Source organism: Paenibacillus sp. FSL F4-0236 (assembly GCF_038000135.1).
Taxonomy (GTDB): Bacteria; Bacillota; Bacilli; order Paenibacillales; family Paenibacillaceae; genus Paenibacillus_AQ.
The window spans coordinates 4,096,728-4,117,606 of record NZ_JBBOBK010000001.1 but is presented as its reverse complement, the minus strand read 5'-3'; the positions used below and the strand labels follow the sequence as shown (position 1 = coordinate 4,117,606).

General features: G+C 44.1%; 17 protein-coding genes. 14 read left to right on the top strand and 3 right to left on the bottom strand.

Annotated features, from left to right (window positions below; all coding sequences use genetic code 11):
* Window positions 1-13: 13 nt before the first annotated feature.
* The 6 genes from sufD to NSQ29_RS18640 all read left to right on the top strand — a co-directional run bounded on the left by sufD (window position 14) and on the right by NSQ29_RS18640 (window position 8,480).
* Entirely contained in the window at window positions 14-1,315 is a 1,302-nt protein-coding gene (sufD, locus tag NSQ29_RS18665; RefSeq protein ID WP_042186353.1) for a Fe-S cluster assembly protein SufD, read from the top strand.
* Window positions 1,312-2,538 (top strand): cysteine desulfurase, encoded by a 1,227-nt coding sequence (locus NSQ29_RS18660; protein WP_076284184.1) that lies wholly within the window; start codon window positions 1,312-1,314, stop codon window positions 2,536-2,538. The genes sufD and NSQ29_RS18660 overlap by 4 nt, the downstream gene beginning before the upstream one ends.
* The gene (sufU, locus tag NSQ29_RS18655) at window positions 2,525-2,956 is read left to right on the top strand and encodes a Fe-S cluster assembly sulfur transfer protein SufU (RefSeq protein ID WP_036684339.1); all 432 of its coding nucleotides are present in this window, start codon (window positions 2,525-2,527) and stop codon (window positions 2,954-2,956) included. Before NSQ29_RS18660 ends, sufU begins: the two co-directional genes overlap by 14 nt.
* Before the next feature lie 24 nt (window positions 2,957-2,980).
* On the top strand, window positions 2,981-4,378 hold the full coding sequence (sufB, locus tag NSQ29_RS18650; RefSeq protein ID WP_042186357.1) for a Fe-S cluster assembly protein SufB: 1,398 nt from the start codon (window positions 2,981-2,983) through the stop codon (window positions 4,376-4,378).
* A gap of 476 nt (window positions 4,379-4,854) precedes the next feature.
* Window positions 4,855-6,615: an ABC transporter ATP-binding protein gene (locus NSQ29_RS18645; protein ID WP_042186359.1), complete on the top strand. Its 1,761-nt coding sequence runs from the start codon at window positions 4,855-4,857 to the stop codon at window positions 6,613-6,615.
* Between the two features lie 5 nt (window positions 6,616-6,620).
* Window positions 6,621-8,480 carry an ABC transporter ATP-binding protein gene (locus tag NSQ29_RS18640; RefSeq protein WP_341125815.1) on the top strand — a complete coding sequence of 620 codons (1,860 nt, stop codon included), beginning with the start codon at window positions 6,621-6,623 and terminating at the stop codon, window positions 8,478-8,480.
* Window positions 8,481-8,549: 69 nt separating this feature from the next.
* On the opposite strand, the gene NSQ29_RS18635 is transcribed toward NSQ29_RS18640, so the two are convergent.
* The 3 genes from NSQ29_RS18635 to NSQ29_RS18625 form a co-directional block, all read right to left on the bottom strand.
* A complete protein-coding gene (locus NSQ29_RS18635) occupies window positions 8,550-8,798 on the bottom strand; it encodes a DUF7667 family protein (protein WP_042186363.1) in 249 nt (82 codons plus the stop codon).
* A gap of 613 nt (window positions 8,799-9,411) precedes the next feature.
* Window positions 9,412-10,452, bottom strand: a complete 1,041-nt coding sequence (locus NSQ29_RS18630; protein WP_339246409.1) for an HD-GYP domain-containing protein — start codon at window positions 10,450-10,452, stop codon at window positions 9,412-9,414.
* A 77-nt stretch (window positions 10,453-10,529) separates the two neighbouring features.
* Window positions 10,530-11,243: a molybdenum cofactor biosynthesis protein gene (locus NSQ29_RS18625; protein WP_341125814.1), complete on the bottom strand. Its 714-nt coding sequence runs from the start codon at window positions 11,241-11,243 to the stop codon at window positions 10,530-10,532.
* 136 nt (window positions 11,244-11,379) lie between these two features.
* Between NSQ29_RS18625 and NSQ29_RS18620 the strand changes: the two genes are divergently transcribed.
* The 8 genes from NSQ29_RS18620 (at window position 11,380) to pssA (ending at window position 20,878) form a co-directional block, all read left to right on the top strand.
* Window positions 11,380-12,819 (top strand): bifunctional metallophosphatase/5'-nucleotidase, encoded by a 1,440-nt coding sequence (locus NSQ29_RS18620; RefSeq protein ID WP_339269890.1) that lies wholly within the window; start codon window positions 11,380-11,382, stop codon window positions 12,817-12,819.
* Window positions 12,820-12,891: 72 nt separating this feature from the next.
* Window positions 12,892-13,719 (top strand): undecaprenyl-diphosphate phosphatase, encoded by an 828-nt coding sequence (locus NSQ29_RS18615; RefSeq protein WP_341125813.1) that lies wholly within the window; start codon window positions 12,892-12,894, stop codon window positions 13,717-13,719.
* A gap of 145 nt (window positions 13,720-13,864) precedes the next feature.
* Window positions 13,865-14,968 carry an HD-GYP domain-containing protein gene (locus tag NSQ29_RS18610; protein WP_341125812.1) on the top strand — a complete coding sequence of 368 codons (1,104 nt, stop codon included), beginning with the start codon at window positions 13,865-13,867 and terminating at the stop codon, window positions 14,966-14,968.
* Between the two features lie 231 nt (window positions 14,969-15,199).
* Window positions 15,200-16,336: a radical SAM/CxCxxxxC motif protein YfkAB gene (gene yfkAB / locus NSQ29_RS18605; RefSeq protein ID WP_149645890.1), complete on the top strand. Its 1,137-nt coding sequence runs from the start codon at window positions 15,200-15,202 to the stop codon at window positions 16,334-16,336.
* A 51-nt stretch (window positions 16,337-16,387) separates the two neighbouring features.
* On the top strand, window positions 16,388-17,716 hold the full coding sequence (locus NSQ29_RS18600) for a hemolysin family protein (RefSeq protein ID WP_339248482.1): 1,329 nt from the start codon (window positions 16,388-16,390) through the stop codon (window positions 17,714-17,716).
* 164 nt (window positions 17,717-17,880) lie between these two features.
* Window positions 17,881-18,561, top strand: coding sequence for a response regulator transcription factor (locus tag NSQ29_RS18595; RefSeq protein ID WP_060624606.1), 681 nt, complete (start codon window positions 17,881-17,883; stop codon window positions 18,559-18,561).
* Complete coding sequence (locus tag NSQ29_RS18590) at window positions 18,558-20,312, top strand: sensor histidine kinase (RefSeq protein WP_339801989.1); 1,755 nt, start codon at window positions 18,558-18,560, stop codon at window positions 20,310-20,312. Before NSQ29_RS18595 ends, NSQ29_RS18590 begins: the two co-directional genes overlap by 4 nt.
* Window positions 20,313-20,353: 41 nt before the next feature.
* A complete protein-coding gene (gene pssA / locus NSQ29_RS18585; protein ID WP_149645893.1) occupies window positions 20,354-20,878 on the top strand; it encodes a CDP-diacylglycerol--serine O-phosphatidyltransferase in 525 nt (174 codons plus the stop codon).
* Window position 20,879 lies beyond the last annotated feature (1 nt).

Sequence of the window (20,879 nt, the reverse complement as noted above, 5' to 3'; positions counted from 1 at the left end):
GAGGAGAACACTTATGACGACACAGACCATTCTTCCGGTGGATGCCGAGCGCTTGAGCGAATTATCGCATAGTAGCGGCGAACCGGGTTGGCTGAAAGAAAGCCGCTTGAAAGCACTTGAACTGGCAGCTACTCTGACACTGCCTAAATTAGAGAAGACACGGATTGATCGTTGGAATGTGAATAATTATGGTAGCTACAAAGCAAGCGAAACCATTGCTTCACTGAAGGATGCACCTGCTTCCATTTCCTCCTTGATCAAGGATCAGGAAGAAGGCAGTCTGATTATTCAACGTAACTCTGGTGCAGTATATACACGACTAGCTCCTGAACTTGCAGCACAAGGTGTTATTTTTACCGATCTGCAAACGGCTGTTAAAGAGCACGGAGATTTGGTACAACGTTACCTTCATAAGGCGATTCAGCCTGACGAGCATTCTATCGCTGCGCTTCATGCAGCACTATGGAACGGGGGAGTATTCCTCTATGTTCCTAAGAATGTAGTGGTTGAAACTCCACTTCAGGCGGTGCTGTTAACAGATGATGCGGAAGCTTCATTTGTTCCTCACATTCTGATTGTAGCGGATACTAACAGCTCCCTGACATACGTAGACAACTACGTGTCGGATAAAGAGGAAGCTGGCTTGCACAATGGTGCTGTAGAAGTATTCGTGGGTGCAGGTGCTAAAGTACGTTATGCTACAGTGCATCAGCTGGGCGTGGATACAACAGATGTGACTTACCGCCGCGCTGTTGTTGAGAATGACGGAACGATCGAATGGATTGTTGGAGAGATGAACTATGGTGATACAGCAAGTGATACCAAATCTGTGCTCAAAGGTAATGGCTCTAGCTCGGATGCTAAAGTAATTGCTGTAGGTACGGGATCACAGAAACTGAATTACACTACTCAAGCTCAGCATTTCGGCAAAAATACCCCAAGTGACATGATCACTCGTGCGGTTATGCGTGATAATGCTACTTCTATCATCAACGGAATTACCAAGATCGAGAAAGGTGCTACAAGAGCCGACGGTCAGCAAACAGAGAAAGTATTGATGCTGAGTCCAAAAGCCCGTGGTGACGCCAATCCGATCCTGCTGATCGATGAAGATGATGTTACAGCAGGCCATGCCGCTTCCGTAGGACAGGTCAATCACGAGCAAGTCTTTTACCTGATGTCCCGCGGAATTACACGGCATGATGCAGAAACTCTGATCATCTATGGCTTCTTGGCTCCTGTTGTGTCGCAAATTCCACTAGAGGGACTGCGCAATCAGCTCCAATCTCTTGTGGAAAGGAAGTTAGGTCAATGATTAGCAACGCCATCCGGGAGCAATTTCCCATACTGAACCAGAATGTGAACGGCCATCCACTGGTCTATCTTGACAGTGCTGCTACTTCACAGAAGCCTCGTCAAGTGATTGAGGCGGTCAAGTCGTATTATGAGTGGGATAACGCCAACGTACACCGTGGCGTCCATACTCTAGGCAGCCGTGCAACAGATGCCTACGAGGGAGCCCGGGAGAAGCTAGCTAAGTTTATTAACGCCCGCAGCACTAAAGAAATCATCTTTACGCGCGGCACAACCACTGCCCTAAATCTTGTTGCCTCTTCTTACGGGCCATCTGCAGTGGGTGAAGGCGATGAAATTGTCATCACCCTGATGGAGCATCATAGTAATTTGATCCCCTGGCAGCAGCTAGCTAAGAAGACAGGTGCTACTTTAAAATATATACCGTTGCAACCTGACGGAACGATTACGCTTGAAGATGCTGAGAAGACGATTACGGATAAAACCAAGATCGTTGCTATCGCTTATGTGTCTAATGTTATGGGAGTAACTCATCCGATTAAAGAGCTTGCAGCGATTGCTCATCGAAACGGTGCGGTAATTGTCGTAGACGGCGCACAGAGCACACCTCATGTGAAGGTCGATATGCAGGATCTGGATTGTGATTTCTATGCACTTTCCGGACATAAAATGCTAGCACCGACTGGAATTGGGGCTTTGTACGGGAAAAGAGCACTCCTTGAAGCCATGGAACCTATTGAGTTCGGTGGCGAAATGATCGATGATGTGGGTCTCTATGAATCGACATGGAAAGAACTTCCTTGGAAGTTTGAGGGCGGTACGCCGATCATTGCAGGAGCTGTTGGATTAGGTGCAGCCGTAGATTTCTTACAAGAAATCGGCATGGATGAGATTCACAGCCATGAGAAGCAGCTTGCCGCATACGCAGAACAGCGTTTATCTGAAATTGATGGCTTGACCATTTATGGTCCGCGCAATCGTGAAGTTGGCGTTGTGACTTTTAATCTGGGTGACGTTCACCCGCATGATGTCGCTACAGTACTAGATGCGGAGGGAATTGCTATCCGTGCTGGTCATCACTGCTGTCAGCCGCTGATGCGCTGGCTGGAAGCCAGCTCAACAGCACGTGCGAGCTTTTACCTGTATAACACCGAGCAGGATGTAGATCGACTGGTGGACGCTTTAATCAAGACAAAGGAGTACTTCGGCTATGAACTTGGATGACTTGTACAGACGCGTAATTATGGATCATTATAAAAGTCCTAGGAATCGTGGTTCATTTGAAGATGATGCTCTGAAAATTGAACTGAATAACCCAACTTGTGGTGACCGTATTACACTTCAGCTTAAGGTAGAGGATGGAATCGTCAAGGATGCCCGTTATAACGGTGAAGGTTGCTCGATCAGTATGTCATCGGCTTCGATGATGACTGAGGCGATCAAAGGTCAAACGGTTGAACGAGCACTTGAACTAGCTGATAACTTCTCCTTACTGATGAAGGGTGAAGACGTGGATTTTGGAGATTATGAAGACATTGAAGCCCTATCGGGTGTGAATAAATTCCCTGCGCGGATCAAATGTGCAACACTGGCTTGGAACGCGCTTCGTAAAGGAATTGACGAAGAAGAGCAACATAAATAACAGTAGAACAAGGAGGCTGACACCATGGCTAAGAAAGCGCCTGATATGGAAGAGTACCAATACGGGTTCCGTGATGAGCATAAGTCGATATTCCAGTCTGGTAAAGGTTTGACGGCCGAAATTGTTAAAGAAATTTCAGCAATCAAAAATGAACCACAGTGGATGCTTGATTTCCGCTTAAAATCCCTTGAACAGTTCCGTAAAATGCCGATGCCTACATGGGGCGGCAATATGGATGATTTAGATTTTGAGGATATTCAATATTATGTAAGACCTTCCGAGAAACAAGGGAAGACTTGGGAAGAAGTTCCTTCCGAAATCAAGGAAACCTTTGATAAGCTGGGTATTCCTGAAGCGGAACAGAAGTTCCTCGCCGGCGTATCGGCACAATATGAATCTGAGGTTGTATACCACAGCATGCAGAAGAGCCTTGAAGATCAAGGGGTTATTTTTACAGATACCGATACTGCACTGCGTGAACATCCAGAACTTCTTAAGAAGTTCTTCGGGACGATCATCCCTCCAACCGATAATAAATTTGCAGCACTTAACAGTGCAGTTTGGTCAGGCGGAAGCTTCATCTACGTTCCTAAAGGTGTGAAATGTGAAGTTCCTTTGCAGGCTTACTTCCGTATTAACTCCGAGAACATGGGACAATTTGAGCGTACCTTGATCCTCGCTGACGAAGATAGCTTCGTGCATTATGTAGAAGGCTGTACAGCGCCAATCTACAGCACGAATTCTCTGCACAGTGCAGTTGTTGAAATCTTGTGTATGAAGAACTCACGCGTTCGTTATACTACGATTCAGAACTGGGCTCCAAACATCTACAACCTCGTTACTAAACGTGCGGTTGCAGAAGAGAATGCAACGATGGAATGGGTCGATGGCAACATCGGTTCCAAGCTGACTATGAAATACCCTGCGGTTGTTCTTAAAGGCCGTGGAGCTAAAGGTTCAGTACTGTCCATCGCGGTAGCGGGTAAAGGCCAGCATCAGGATGCGGGTGCCAAGATGATCCATTTGGCTCCAGACACAACATCCACCATTGTATCGAAATCGATCAGTAAGCACGGTGGTAAAGTAACTTATCGTGGTCTTGCTTCCTTTGGCCGTCAGGCAGAAGGTGCGAAATCGAACATCAAATGTGATACGCTCATTTTGGATAACGAATCCACTTCGGATACGATTCCTTACAATGAAATCATGAACGATAACATCGTGCTTGAGCACGAAGCAACGGTATCCAAAGTTTCTGAGGAGCAGCTGTTCTATCTAATGAGCCGCGGCCTAACAGAAGCTGAGGCAACTCAAATGATCGTTATGGGCTTCATCGAGCCGTTCACCAAAGAACTGCCGATGGAATATGCGGTCGAAATGAACCGTTTGATAAAATTCGAAATGGAAGGAAGTATCGGTTAACCTTGATCTTCAAGGTTCCGGCTTCATTCTAATAAGTAATACAAAATACGTATTCGCAGTGATCTTGATGCTTTTATGCTCAAGTCACTCGAATACGTATTTTTTATTGGAAATTGAAGTGGGGTTTTCATTCTAGAGGGTTAAATCCAAATTTTATGCAAAAAAGCTTGATAAAAGTTTATTTTGGAGGGGGCGATCACATCAAGGATCATGATGTTTCTTAATTCAACAGCATTAAGGAGGAAACTCGAGTATTTTAAGACAATGATGGTCGTTTATCACCTATATATGGGTCTTTTTTCCGAAATAACAGGATAAACGCTCAATTCTACCCTTTGCCGCTTTAAATTAGGGATGATACACTGCTTAAAGTCACTAAAATTGAAAGCGCTAAAAAATAGCTTTATTTTGTAAAGCTAAGCTAAGTCTATGCTTACGAAGCAGCTTTACTTCGTAAAGCTTTAAGGAGGAGAGATATGGATGTTCTCAGGCAACTGCGAGGCTATTACCGAGAGAAGCTACATTATTTGATTCTTTCGATTGTATGCTTGGCCGCCGCAACTGCAGTGGGGCTAATTACCCCGAATTTGTTAAGGAAGCTCATCGATGAAGTAATTGTTCCACTCAAGTTTAAAGAGGTGCCCGTGTTGGCTCTCAGTGTGTTAGCTGTAGTAATCGTAAAAGCATGCCTGCAATTTGCACATGGTTTTTTTGGAGGGCGGTTAGGTAATTTTCTAGCATATCGGCTACGTAACGCTTGTTATGAGAAATTACAATTTCTATCTTTCCGTTATTATGATACCGCGAAAACAGGAGATCTGATGTCCCGGCTGACCGGGGATTTGGAAGCGATTCGGAACTTTATCGGTTTTGGTTTTGCTCAGTTGCTAAATGTGTTTTTTATGGTGCTCTTTGGTTCTATCATGATGTTCACCATTAATTGGCAGCTAACATTGGTTACTTTGATTACTATGCCATTTCTGGCAGCAGTAGCTTTAAGATTTGAGTCCAAGATTCATCCGGCCTTCCAAGAGATGCGCCTTGCGCTGAGTTCTCTGACAACGGCTGTACAGGAGAATATCACGGGTGTGCGAACTGTCAAATCGTTTGCTAGAGAGGCTCACGAAGTTGAAAAGTTCTCACACCGTAATGAACGTTATAAGAATAATCAGATTTTTGCCGCTGAGCTCTGGAGTAAGTTTTTTCCTGTCATGGAGCTTTTAGCATCGGTAAGTATAGCTATCCTGTTAGGCGTAGGTGGTACACTCGTCATTAACGGGAAAATGTCACTAGGTGAATTGGTTGCCTTCTTCAGTTTGATTTGGTACATCATTGGACCGGTATGGGGTCTAGGCTTTCATATTAATAACTATACACAGTCCAAAGCTTCGGGAGAACGTGTACTTGAAGTACTTAATCAAAAAATTGATGTCAAGGATAAAGAGGATGCCCGTGAACTGGTGCCTTCCGAGGTTAAGGGGGACGTTGCCTTTAATCATGTCACCTTTGCGTACGGGAACAAAATGCCTGCTGTTACTGACATCCATTTTGAAGCTAAATCAGGTGAAATTATCGGATTTCTTGGAGGCACAGGTTCAGGTAAATCCACTATTACTCAACTGATGATGCGTGCTTATGATGTCAATGAAGGGAGTATTACGCTGGATGGCATTGATATTAGAGAGTACAGTGTGCGCAGCCTGCGGTCACAGATTGCCACCGTATTCCAGGAAACATTCCTGTTCTCCTCATCCATCCGCAACAATATTTCGTATGGCTTGAAAAATGTAAGCATGGAGGAGATTATCCGTGCTGCACAGCTGGCAAAGGCGCATGATTTCATTATGGAGATGGCAGACGGATATGACACTGTAGTGGGTGAACGCGGGATGGGTCTCTCTGGCGGACAAAAGCAGCGGATTGCGATCGCAAGAGCCCTGCTTAAGAATCCGCGTATCCTCATCCTCGACGATGCGACCAGTGCGGTCGATATGGAAACGGAACATGAGATTCAAGCGGGATTCCAGGAGGTCATGAATGGGCGTACAACACTTATAATTGCCCATCGGATATCCTCCTTGCGACATGCGGATCAGATCATTGTTATGAACGAAGGTCATGTTCAGCAGCGTGGTACTCATCAGGAGCTAATTGAAGTTCCGGGTCCATACCAAGATGTATACCGGATACAATATGCTGACTATCTGGCCAGAGCTACCGGAAGAGGGGAGGAGTGAGGCATATGAAACTTGAAGCCAAACAGAACACCGCTTCGGGAGCAAAGCGTAAAGCAGCCGAGCAGAAGACACTTGACGAACGTTTCGTGTACAAAGATGATGATGTGATCGACAAAGCGTTTGACTGGAAGCAGTTCACCAGATTATTCAGCTATATGAAGCCTTACGCCAAACAGATGCTTCCACTGGTTTCTATCATGATGATTCTGGGAACCATTACGAAGCTGACCGTTCCTTTCTTGACAAGTTTAGCTATCGACCGTGCTATAGCGCCTAAGGTTGGGAATCCAAGCTTAACACTTCTTTATTCGCTTACGGCAGGTGTCATTGTCTTATATCTCATTCAATGGATTGCAGGTGTGTACCGGATTAAGTACACGAACATCATTGGACAAAGAGTCATTTATGACTTGCGTTCTGACTTGTTCAAGCATATTCAGAAGCTCTCTTTTAACTTCTTCGATAAACGCCCAGCAGGTTCGGTATTAGTACGTGTGACGAATGATATCAACTCACTGCAGGATTTGTTCACGAACGGGGTAGTCAATCTGATGATTGACTGTGTACAGCTTTTAGGGATTACCATTATTCTGTTATTGATCAACTGGAAACTTGGTCTTGCAGTAATGGTTACGGTTCCGATCATGTTCTTTATTTCTACTAAGCTACGGCAGAAGATTCGGATCGCTTGGCAGGATGTGCGGATGAAGAACTCTAGAATTAATTCTCACTTGAACGAATCGATTCAGGGGATCAGAGTCACACAGGCCTATACACAAGAACGTGAAAACATGAATTATTTCGATTTTATGAATACAGATAGTAAAAAGTCCTGGAATAAAGCATCTGCGATGAACCAAGCTTTCGGGCCGATGATCGAGATCACTGGTGGTTTTGGAACGATGATCCTCTTTTGGTTAGGGGCGTATCTCATCCAATCTGGCGAGCTTACTGTCGGTTTGCTGGTAGCGTTCAGTTCTTATGTCAGCAACTTCTGGGACCCGATCAACCGTCTGGGGCAGATGTATAACCAGCTGCTGGTAGCGATGGCCTCCTCAGAACGGATCTTTGAATATTTGGATGAGCAGCCTTCGGTTCAAGATAATCCAGGGGCTAAACCACTAGGAACGATTCGTGGAGATATTAACTTTAATAAGGTTGTTTTTGAATATGAAAAAGGTCGGGCGGCTTTAAAGGGCATCGATCTGGATGTAAAAGCTGGGCAATCGATCGCGCTGGTGGGTCATACTGGCTCGGGGAAAAGTACGATTATTAACCTGATTGGCCGGTTCTATGATATTAAGAGCGGAAGAATTACGATTGACGGTGAAGATATCCGTGAAGTTACTCTAGATAGTCTGAGAAGGCAGATCGGAATCGTGCTGCAGGACACCTTCATTTTCTCAGGAACGATTCGCGATAATATCCGATTTGGTCGACTGGATGCTACCGATGAAGAAGTGGAAAATGCCGCGAAAGCAGTAGATGCCCATGACTTTATTATGAAGCTTCATGGAGGGTATGAGACAGAGGTAGAAGAGCGTGGTAGTGCCTTGTCCATGGGACAGCGTCAGCTGCTCTCCTTTGCCCGCGCACTATTGGCGAATCCACGGATTCTGATCCTTGATGAAGCTACGGCAAGTATTGATACAGAGACGGAGCTGAAGATTCAAGAGGCACTCAAAATCTTACTTCAGGGCCGGACCTCCTTTATCGTCGCTCATAGACTATCTACCATTCGCCATGCGGATAAAATAGTCGTTCTGGACCATGGTGAGATTAAAGAAGAAGGAACCCACCGAGAACTGACATCACGTGATGGTGTGTATAACGGATTAATAGAAGCGCAGTTCCGCTTTCTATAGCAAAGAACAACAGCCCATTCCCCTTGCGAAAGCAAATGAGGAGTGGGCTGTTTTATATCGTACGTCCAATTATTTCGGGCGTTTAGGTAATCTACCCGTTATACGTAGCTCAAACATTTGGGCACAAATATCCTGATGCCACTGTGTATCCGTTGTTTGTTCCGCTAACAGTATTTCATTCTGTAGTCGTGCCATCTCCCAACAGTAAGTGGCATTCACCTGTAGGCATTGCTGTTGTTCCGTTTCTTCGGAGGCTGTAAGCTGGCGTAGACGACTTAGAGTGAACAGCTCGGCAAGACGTTCATGGACTGGAAGCATACTTTTTACCTCCTGGAAATATTTAAACCACATATTAGTCTCGCCAAGAAATTAGTAATTCAATCATCAAGAGATTAATGATAGGAGGGGTACAACTGACTAAGGGTTATGGGCAATGGGAGGATCTGTTGGGGATTTGTAGGAAGGAAGAATTTAGGTAGGTACAGATTAAAGAAGGTAAGGAATTAGGAACCTGGATTCGGAGCTTTCTATTGCATTATTTACAATAGAAAGCACCTTATCCACTCATAAAATAACATCTACTGCACTTTGTGCAACAGTATTAGGAAAATATGCTTATAAAAGACGTTTTCTTTATTTTTGATTGCACAAAATACAACAGAACTACAATCCAGCTCTACGTACAAGAATTCTGTTGCACATAATACAACAGAAAAAATCCCCCGAAAGAAAACGAAGGATCATGGATTTCGAAAGATAGCTTTGAGGCCCCGATTCTTGCGAAGCAAAGAAGGAGCCTCAAAGCGAGGTTACACAAGGCGTTCCTTCTATCCACCACCGCCACAAGTTTACACTAAACTTCTGGTTGTCCAGAGATCGGAACCCTAGGGGCCCTCCCTTTGAAGAAAGGGTTTGGGAAGGGCGAAGCGCCCTAGTCCATGTAAATTTCTACAATGGCAACGTTCCGTTCGCGGGAAAGATCCACGAACATTCCGTCAACCTTTACCAGTGGTCGGAAAATATCGACCAGATTGTTCATAATAATTACGCCAATATCACCTGTGTTTAGCAACACACGCTTGCCGATGAAGTTGGGCATTAAATGCTGGATAAAGGCTTGAACGGTTTTAGCGTTCAGTTTGCCGAAACTTAGATTGTTTATTTCACGCAGGACGGAAATAAGCTCCTGCTTCGACTGATAGACTCGTTTAGAAGTCATCGCACTATAAATGTCAGCTACAGCTGCAATTTGTGCATAAGGATGAATATCAGTTTTGGTTAGACCGCTCGGATAGCCAGAGCCGTCCTCACGCTCATGATGTTGGAGAGCAGCCAAAGCTGTGTAAGAATCGTCCATGGAATTACGTATAATTTCGTAGCCGTACTTAGTATGTAGTTTAATTTCCTCGAACTCATCTGGCGTTAGCTTCCCTGGTTTATTCAAGAGAGAGGGTGAAATTCGGCATTTTCCAATATCAATCAAATAGCCTGCACGACCAATTTCATAGCATTCTTGTTTGGAATAACCAAGCCATATCGCAATATAATAAGAGAGCATGCCCACCTGAAGGGAATGATTGTAGGTATAGTTATCTTCCCGATCTAGCAAAAGCAGGAGGGACACTACATCTTTATGCTTGTCCAAAGTTTGAAGCGAAGGCTGAAGAATGTCGTTTACCACAGATTGGTTGAAGCTTCCTTTTAATAACGCTTCCATATAAAGAGACTCGAAGCCGTCAATCATGGTATCAAAACTAGTGGTCACCGTCTGAATGATTGAAGGTCTGCTGAGGGGGGATACCTCTTCCTCTAACGTCTCGATATCAACATAATCAACTCCAAGCTGCATCAGCTTGGCGATATCATTTATTTGGAGCAGTGATCCTTTTGGTAGTACATGTAAACCCCTAGAACTATACGCGTCCGCGTTAAGGTGATTACCAGGTTTTAGATCCGAGACGTGTACTCTCAATGCCTATGCCACCTTTTATCCGATTTTATCCAGAATATCAACAAAGTTCAGATTTTTCAATCAAAAAGGAGAAAAGATTATTTGTGGATTGTATCGCTAGCTTTTTGATCAGAGTTCACCCAATGTTGGCCCGATTCATTAATGTCTTTTTTCCAAACGGGAACCGTCTGTTTCAATCGTTCAATGGCAAAGCGACTGGCTTCGTAGCAGGTATTGCGATGGGGTGTGGAGACGGCAATGATAACACTTGCTTCCTTTAAACCTACAAGCCCAATGCGGTGAGATATGGCGCAGTTTGCGTTCCAGCGGTTCTTCACTTCTTTACCAATCTCCTCTAGTTTACTTAAGGCCATAGGAATATAGGCATCATAATGAAGTGCGGTTGTACGTTGTTCTCCGGTCATTTCACGTGTAGTGCCGATAAATAATAAGGATGCTCCGTGATTGACGTCAAGAACGGCATTTAGAAGCTTCTCTGCATTTAAAGGCTGGTCCGTTATGCTATAGAGACCATCAGTAGTAGTTTCATATATAGTGCCATTCTCTCCCCCGGAAACTGGAGGAATAAGTGCGACTTCGGAAGACGCTGTGATGATAGAATCATCAGGAGCATACTCCCGGTCAATGGCAATTAAAGAAGCCCCAATTTGGGATGCTGCATTCGGATAAGAGGCAGATAGAAGCTCCTTCAGCTTGCCAGCTGTTAAGGGAATCTCAGTCGCTTGGAAGGACAGAGAAGAAGAGCCGATTGTCTCAGCCAGACCCGCGAATAGTCGGATAGTAATATGCATTTTTATTCTCCTCTGATGTATGATCTGATGTCTTCAATATACCATAATGTGTCTGAAAATGTTATGCTAGGCTCTATAAGATCACGCACCGACTGCTTCATTAAAGAGCAGCCCAAGGGTAGGAGGAATGTTGCTTATGGGGCATGTGCCACAAAGACTGACCATACTTCATACCAATGATATACATAGCCATTTTGAAATGGTAAGTCCGGTGGCAGCGGAAATCGCCGCACAAAGGGCTGCAGCGGGAGAAGAGCCTGTACTGCTGCTGGATATTGGTGATCATATGGATCGTGCAGCTGTTGAGACAGAAGGCACTATGGGTCAGGCTAACATCGACGTATTAAACTTAACAGGATATGATGCTGTAACCATTGGCAATAATGAGGGGCTCACCTTCTCTCAGGAGATGTTGTCATCTATTTTTTCCGGGTTACAGTGTCCGGTAGTATGCTGTAATTTTGTAGAGTCTTCGACAGGAGAGCCACCAAGCTGGATGAAGCGTCATGCAGTTTTGGAGAAGGATGGAATTAGAATTGGAGTGACCGGAGCAACAGCGGCATTTACTTCGTTCTATTCCCTTTTGGGCTGGGATGCTTTAGATCCTGAGACAGCACTCCGGGAACAATGCCTACTTTTAGCGCCACAGGTGGATATTTTAATCGTTCTATCTCATCTCGGACTTCCTACGGATAAAATTCTGGCAGAACGGTTAGAGGGCGTACATGCCATTCTTGGTGGACATACGCATCATCTGTTAGAAGAGCCTATTATGATTAATGGTACTGCCGTATGCGGTGCTGGGAAATTCGGTCGGTATCTCGGGCGTCTACAATTTGAGCGACTAGATCCTCAGTCTGATTTCAGCTTAGTGACGGGTGGATGTATTCCTATTGACCCCCTTCTAAAGGAGGAGGTTATAGGTCCTGCAGTCGCTATTCATTTGAAGCATGGCCAAGAATCTCTTCAGACGATCGCTGCGATTACTGACCGTGAGCTTCCTTTGAACTTACGGGGAGAGTCCCCCTTTGGCAATCTTTTGGCACAAGCAGTACGTAGATTTACAGGAACTAGTATGTCATTAGTTAACACGGGTCAGCTGCTAGGACCATTGCCCGAAGGCGAGGTTACGACAGGGATGCTGCACGCACTTTGTCCTTCTCCCATCAATACTTGCATCATTAAGCTGAAGGGTATAGATATTCGCACAGCTTTGGAACAGAGCCTTACAGAGGAGTTTTATAGTAAAGTCATTTACGGGTACGGTTTCCGCGGGAATCATCTGGGCAGCTTGGCGGTAGATGGATTAAAAATCTTGTACGACCCACTAATGATACCGTATGATAAGAGTGTTGCAGTTTTTGTCGAAGGAAACCCACTGGAGGATGAAAGAGAGTATAATGTTGGTACGCTGGACATGTTTACTTTCAGGGCCGGCTATGAGACGATCGCGAATGGGAAGGATGCTTTGTTTCTATTGCCACATTTTTTGCGCGATCTTTTGCGGATGGAGTTACAGCGTCCAAACAGCCTCGATGAATGCATGCTCACTCGCTGGGAGGCTAAGTCTGAATAAGGCCGACAGCTCATAATCTACACTTATAGACTCCATTTAACAGTGCTAGATTCCCAAAAATAGGAGGACATTATGGACACGATTACAGCTATTATTTTAGCAATTGTCGAAGGAATCACTGAATTTATTCCTGTATCTTCGACCGGACACATGATCTTGACCACGAAGCTATTAGGCTTCGCTGAGCAAGATTCGATTATGAAGACTTATGAAATTGTAATTCAACTAGGGGCGATTTTGGCGATTGCACTTGTTTACCGCAAGCGAGTACTCAATTTGCTAGGGATTGGACGTAGTAGTTCAGGTAGAGGAGGCGTTATACCGGCATCCCGTCTGAACTTAATTCATGTGATTCTCGGGATTGCCCCAGCACTTGCTGTGGCATTTTTTGCCCGCGATTTTATCAAAAGTCTTTTTGGAGCTTCGACTGTACTCTGGGCACTTGTGGCCGGAGGGATTCTAATGATTGTTGCAGAATGGGTGAACAGACGCAAAATACGAATTACTGCTCACGAACTGGATGATTTGTCTTACGGACAGGCGCTCGCGATTGGATTGTATCAGATTATTTCGGTACTTTGGCCGGGCTTCTCCCGTTCCGGGTCTACTATTTCCGGGGGGATGTTAAGCGGGGTCAGCTATAAGGCTTCTGCGGATTTCTCCTTCCTCATAGCCATTCCTATTATGTGTGCGGCTTCCGGGTATGAACTGCTGGATTCGTATAAAAACTTCACAAGTGAGACGATTGGTTATTTTGTAATTGGTTTTCTGATTTCTTTTGTAGTGGCATATTTAGTGGTCATTTTGTTTATGAAATGGATTCAAAAGATTCGATTAACGCATTTCGCGATCTATCGATTTATTCTTGCTGCTGTATTCTGGTTGTTTATTATGCGTTAATGCCCGTTGGCATAGACCTAGACACATCTGATTTTCTTTAAGGTACACCTGTCTGAATTTCCATAGAAACGGTATAGACAAAGCGTGTGACCCAAGGATTTCAATACAGAATAGCATTTTACCGTTAAAGGCAGGAGTGAGTTTAGTGCGTTTAGTATCCGTGAATCAGCTTCAAGCAGGCATGAAATTAGGTAAAAAAATATATAATGATGAAGGTCTAACTCTACTCGCGGACGGGGTAGAGCTTACGGATGCATTGATCAAGCGTCTTGCAAGAATTGATATCGGCTATATCTACATAGAGGATTCTGTCACGGACGATATTGTGATTACTGGTATTCTACAGGATGAGACGCGCAATCAGGCCCTAAAGGTGATTCGTAATCAATTTCAGCAAATGTCTGGGGCTTCAGGAATTACCAAGGGTCTGTATCATCTGGACAAAAAATTTTCTAAGATCATGGATAACATTTTAGACGATATGTCTTTACAAGAAGATCCGATGATCATGCTGATGGATATGCACACTGCTGATAACTATTTATATGTCCATTCCCTGAATGTCTGCTTGTACACTTTAGTGCTAGGTATTGCTCACGGGTATAGTAAAGAGGAACTTCGAGTGATTGGGCTAGGCGCGCTGCTGCATGATATTGGGAAGACACAAATCCCGATAAAAATCGTACAGAAACCCGGCAGGCTCAGTGATGAAGAATTCCGCCACATGCAGGCTCATACCGAGATTGGGTTTCAGATTCTAAAGGAGGAGCCGAATATCCCGCTGCTCGCAGCACATTGTGCCTTGCAGCATCATGAACGCATTGACGGTTCCGGATATCCTCGCGGATTAACAGGGCCCCAAATCCATGAATATGCCAAGTGGCTGGGTGTAGCGGACTCCTACGATGCCATGACCTCCAATAGAGTCTACAAAAAGGCTATGCTGCCACATCAAGCCGTTGAGGCCCTCTATGTTGGTTCCGGTACTTTATATGAGCAGAAGCATTTAGAGTTGTTTAGAGATCGCGTAGCTATCTATCCGCTGGGGCTTACGGTGAAGCTCAGTACGGGGGAGAGCGGGGTTGTGGTCAAAATAGATCCAAGTACGCCTCACAGACCCACCGTACGTGTGCTTACGGGTCCTGAAGGAGAGAAAGTCGTACCGTTTGAACGAAATCTTAGTAAAGCCCTCTCCGTTGTTATTATTGACGTCGCAGAACAAGGCGGTTCTCTGGAAACGCCAAATTGATTATTTATAGCAGCGTGGAGAGAAGATTAGGCTTGTCCGAAGATATGTCGGAAGCCTATTTTTCGTCTCGCTGCTTTTATTTTTTTGAAATGTAGGGCAAGTATAGAAGGCCAGAAAGACATCATAAGTGCAGTTTTTTTGACTAACGTGGTATGATATAGGGTAAGTCATCGTTCTTTCTTCATGATTTTGGGTTAATAATAGGAATAAGATTTAAAGGAGCTAGTGCAAATGAATGTTTTAAGACCATTAACATCTTCACCGAGGGAGCTGTCGCCAAGTTACGATCCATGGGATCCAATCACTTCTCTACGTAAGCATGGCCGCCATGTGCTAACGAGTGTGGAATTCACTGTAACCAATTTATGCAATATGCGGTGTGAGCACTGTGCTGTTGGTGATAGTCTAACCTCCAAAGAAGGAGATATGCTACCGCTTAAAAATATGCTAGACCGTTTAGAGGAAGTTGAGCATCTAGAAACTATTAGTATTACGGGCGGAGAGCCCATGTTCCGCGCGGGAACGGTGGATAATATCATTGTGCCATTGTTGAAATACGCCAAAGAGCGGGGAATCAGATCCCAAATTAATTCTAATCTGACGATGCCGTATTCCCGTTATGAGAAGCTGCTTCCATATCTGGACGTTATGCATATTTCATTTAATTATGTGAACGGTGACGATTTTCATGAAGTCGGTTTTGCGAACAGTGGTCATGCGGTTGCCAAGGAAGCCGCTTACCGGCTATATAATACAATGATTGAGAACTCTCGCCAACTAAGTGAGGATGGTATGTTAATTTCTGCGGAAACTATGATTAATTACCGTACCCACACTAAGCTGCCTGAAATTCATAAGCTGATTCTCGACATGGGAGCAAAACGCCATGAAGTTCATCCGATGTACAATTCGAGCTTTGCTTCCGCTTTGCCAGTGTTATCTTTAAATGAAATGCGGACAGCGATCCATTCGTTACTGGACCAGCGTGATCCAGAGGTATGGATGTTGTTCGGCACGCTTCCGTTTTTTGCTTGCAGCTTCCTTGAAGAAGATCAGAAATTGCTAAGTAGAATGCGTGCAGAGAAGAATGTTACGCTTCGTAACGATCCGGATGGTCGGAATCGTGTGAACGTAAATATGTTTACTGGAGATGTTTTCGTTACAGATTTCGCTGATATCGCAGCCTTTGGTAACATAGACAACCAAAAACTGGATGATATATTTATCGATTGGCAGACGAAGCATCCGCTGAACCAGAAGGTGAATTGTTACTGCGATGCAGCAGGTTGTTGCGGACCTAACCTGTTAGTAGCGGATATGTATTATCCGGAAGTTGATTTCAAAACTAGAAAAGCGATCAATCTGTAGAAATGAGGCGTTGTTAAAGTGGCGCATACGGAATTTGAAGTAGGGAGATTAATGCTTAATCTTTTGCTTGTTCTGGTGCTCGTATTATTGAACGGTATTTTTGTAGCAGCGGAGTTCTCATTAGTTAAGGTCAGGCAGTCTCGTCTGACCCAACTTGTCAGTGAAGGTAATAAAATGGCTGGATATGCACTCAAGGTAAATAAGAGACTGGATTCTTACTTATCTGCCACCCAGTTTGGGATTACACTCGCGTCACTGGGATTAGGCTGGGTCGGTGAGCCGGCCATTTCAGAGCTGCTCGTTGAACCGTTAATGTATAAAATGGGGATTACCGACGGTACTCTGATTTCTACTGTTTCTGTTGTTATCGGATTTTCGATTATTACATTTTTACATATTGTACTTGGTGAGCTTGCACCGAAATCGCTTGCGATTCAAAGAACAGAAGGATCTGCGCTACTACTCTCGGCACCGCTGATGTTCTTCTATAATCTCTTTATGCCTTTTATCTGGATACTGAATGCATCGGCGAACGCATTGCTTCGTTTAGTGGGTGTTGAGCCCGCAAATGAGAGTGAGGCAGCCCACTCGGAAGAGGAAATTCGTATTCTTATGAATCAGAGTGCTAAGAGTGGTGTCATTGATAAAGATGAGATGAAGCTGATGGATAACATCTTTGAATTCTCTGATCTTCTCGCTCGTGAAGTCATGTTGCCTCGTACGGATATGGATGTGCTGTACAGCAATCTTTCGCTCGAAGAAAATATGAAGATTATTACAGAAACAAGACATTCACGTTATCCGGTTGCTTTTGAAGACAAGGACCGTATTATTGGTTTTATTCATATTACCGACCTGCTGTTTGCTCCACCTGAGCAGCAGAATGATCTTACGACGCTGGTTCGACCAATCCTTAACGTGCCGGAATCGATGGAGATTAGCCATACGCTTCGTTTTATGCAGAAGAATAAAGCTCAGCTAACGCTAGTTGTCGATGAATACGGCGGTACAGCCGGGCTACTGACAGCAGAAGAAATTCTGGAAGAAATCGTAGGCGATCTGCATGACGAATTCGAAGATGAGCGTCCGAGTGTGGAACGCAATGGAGATTATATTTCCGTTGAAGGCCGGATGTTGATTGAAGATGTCAATGATCTTACGGGTGTAGTGATCGAGGATGATGAAGTGGATTCCATTGGTGGCTGGTTGTTTAAGGAGCTGGAGGGGAATCCAACCAAAGGAAAACGGGTTAAAGTAGAAGATGTGATATTTGAAGTCGAGGAATCGACAAGATTGCGGATTACTCGAATTAATATCCATCGGGAACCCCCTGTTGAGAACGAAGAAAATCCATCAGAGCCGGACGGAAATAAAGAATAACCTATTGAAAATAGTAAAGTATTGTTCCGGATGTTCAGGGATAAAATGAACTCCTCCTGCTAGAGCTGCATGGCTCATGACAGGAGGAGTTTTTTGTGGACACATAAAGGACATAGCGTTCGACTATGCTAATATTTATAAATGGTTTGAAAGCGGGGTCTAGATTGAAAAAGAAGCTTCTTCTCGTTGAGGATGAAATTCGTATTCGTGAACTGGTGTCTGATTATTTCATACAGAATGATTGGGAAGTACTCGAAGCCGATAATGGAATAGATGCATTGGTTTGGTTTGACTCACTGCTGCCGGATCTGCTGATTTTGGATATCATGATGCCTGCTATGAATGGCTTTGAAGTATGCCGTGAAGTTCGTGAAAAATCAGCGGTACCTATCATTTTGTTAACCGCCAAGTCTACGGATGACGACAAAATCTACGGCTTTGAATTAGGAGCCGATGATTATGTTACAAAGCCATTTAGTCCAAAGGTGCTGGTAGCCCGGGCAAATGCACTTATGAAGCGTGTTGAAGGCTCTCATCAGCCTGAATCCAGCATAATAAAATTTGGTTCCGCGATGTTTAACACCTTAGCTCATCGCTTAGAGGTAGAAGATGCGGAAGTGGAGCTTACCCCTAAGGAATATGATCTTTTATGGCTTTTAATACGAAACAAAGGGATTGTCATTTCAAGGGATACGATCCTTAGTCGGATCTGGGGAATTGAATTTGAAGGAGATTCTAGAGTTGTGGACAGTCATATTAAAAAGCTGCGAAGTAAATTGGGTTATGAATCTCGGTTTATTCGTACGGTGATTGGTACAGGGTACATGTTCGAGGAAGAGGCATGAGAAGACGGGGAATTACATTTAAACTGTTTGTGATGACCGTTATCTTTTTCCTCTGCTTTTATGGCATGGTCATTCTAAGCCAATTGCTGTTGTTTGACAATTTCTATCAGAAGCAAAAAGAGAACCGCGTGGAGAAACATCTTAAGAGCTTTGCTGCAAGATATATAAGCGAGCCGTGGGGAAGCACTCGAACCTCCCAGGAGCTCGTTCGGTTTATGCTGCGGAATAAAACACAAATGGTTATTTTGAAGCTGGATGGAAAAATGAATTCGGAAGATCCATTTCATATAAAGTTAATTGATGATGACGGAAAGAGTATGGTTGTTTCTTTATCCCTATTCATGAATCAGTACGGAGATGCGCTTAGAGCAGCGAACATTAAAGTAGATGATCAGCTCAGCATCGAAGGCGAACTACTGGATGAAGACAGTTCTTCACCCGCTATAATCTACCCTATAAGTATTACAAAAAAAGAGACCGGAACAATAGGGGATACGGAAGAGACTGGGATGATTCACGCTTCAGGTACTGTTACAGAAATTGTATTGCCTGATTTGAAAATATGGAATCCACGCCAGGGAATACTGTTTGAAGCTCTAGAGGAATGGTTTCCTTTGACACCGGCGCAGATAAACGACTTCAAGAATTTGAAAATACAGAAGCAAGACTGGATTGCTCCCTGGAGTGGGAGTCGCAATTCGGTGATTATTTTACCTCTTAAACAAAGTACCGGAGAAATTGAACTACTATTCACAGTCACCTCATTACAGGAAGTCAAGGATTCGAACGAGGCGTTGCGTTGGTTCTTTTTATATCTGGGAATAGGCGGCATTGTTCTGATTTTGGTTCTTTCTCTCTTTTTTTCGAAAATGGTAACACGTCCGCTAATTAAGTTAAACAACATAGCCAAACGGATGGTTTCTCTGGACTTTACAGGGGACACATCGATTCGGCAGAAGGATGAGCTAGGCAGTCTTTCTAATAGCATGTTCACCTTATCACTAAGTCTGGATTCTGCTTTACGAGAGTTAAGAGAGGCCAATCAGCAGCTAGTTGAGGATATGGAGCAGAAACAAAGAATGGAGATCATGCAGCAGGACTTTTTTGCCAATGCCTCCCATGAATTGAAGACACCGCTCAGTATTATCAAAGGTTTTGCCGAGGGACTAGAAGACGGCGTTAGCGCCGGCAAGCAGGATCACTACATTAAGGTGATTATTGAGGAAGCAGATAAAATGGAGTTTCTTGTTAAAAATATGCTAGATCTAGCGCGGTTGGAGTCGGGCACGATTAAACTTCGGAAAACTTCCTTTATGTTAAGTGAACTGACGGAAAAGGTGACGGACAAGCTGGTTCACTTGCTGAGTGAAAAACATTTGGAGGTCATCATTATTCCTGCAAACGAATTACCGATATATGCTGATGTGAACTGGATCGAACAAGTTCTGCTGAATTTTATGACCAATGCTATCAGACATGCGGAAGAAAGAAGTTCTATCACCGTCAATATTGAGAGTCATGCCCAGACTATTGTATTCACTGTTCAAAATATAGGAGAATCCATCCCCGAAGATCAGCTAGAGCAAATCTGGGAACGGTTCTATCGGTCTGAGCCATCTCGCAGTCGAATGACGGGCGGTACAGGTCTGGGGCTTTCCATTGCGAAGCGAATATTAGATATGCACGCTTGTCTTTATTCTGTGAAAAATACGGAGAACGGCGTCAGCTTTACTGTGACCTTTGAAGGTTAAACGGATCAACAAAAATACTACAATGAAAGGGGTGAAATCGTATGAAATTGAATTGGTTGCCTTCAATGTGCACACTTGCAAACTTGGGGCTCGGATCACTATCTTTGTATTTCACGATTCAAGAACGATACAGCCTGGCTTTATTAATGATATTGCTTGCGGCAATTTGCGATGTACTCGATGGATTACTGGCAAGAATACTGCAATGTACCAGTGAATTCGGTAAACAATTGGACTCATTGGCGGATATTATATCATTTGGTTTAGCGCCAACCTTCCTTATCTTATTGTACAGGTTAGAAGATGCTCACTGGATTGGACCTGCAGCTTCAGTTTTCTTTTTGATCTGTGGTGCACTTCGTTTGGCCAGGTTTAATCTATCGGCGCCTTCCAAAGGGTTCGTGGGGATGCCCATTACTGCTGCTGGAGTCATTCTGTCGATGATTTCTTTACTAGATGAACGCATGAAACCAGGACTGGTCATCGTATTAATGGCAATACTGTCTGTAATGATGGTCAGTCGTATTCCATTTCCGTCACTTAAAAAATCCTTCAACAGGAAGTGAT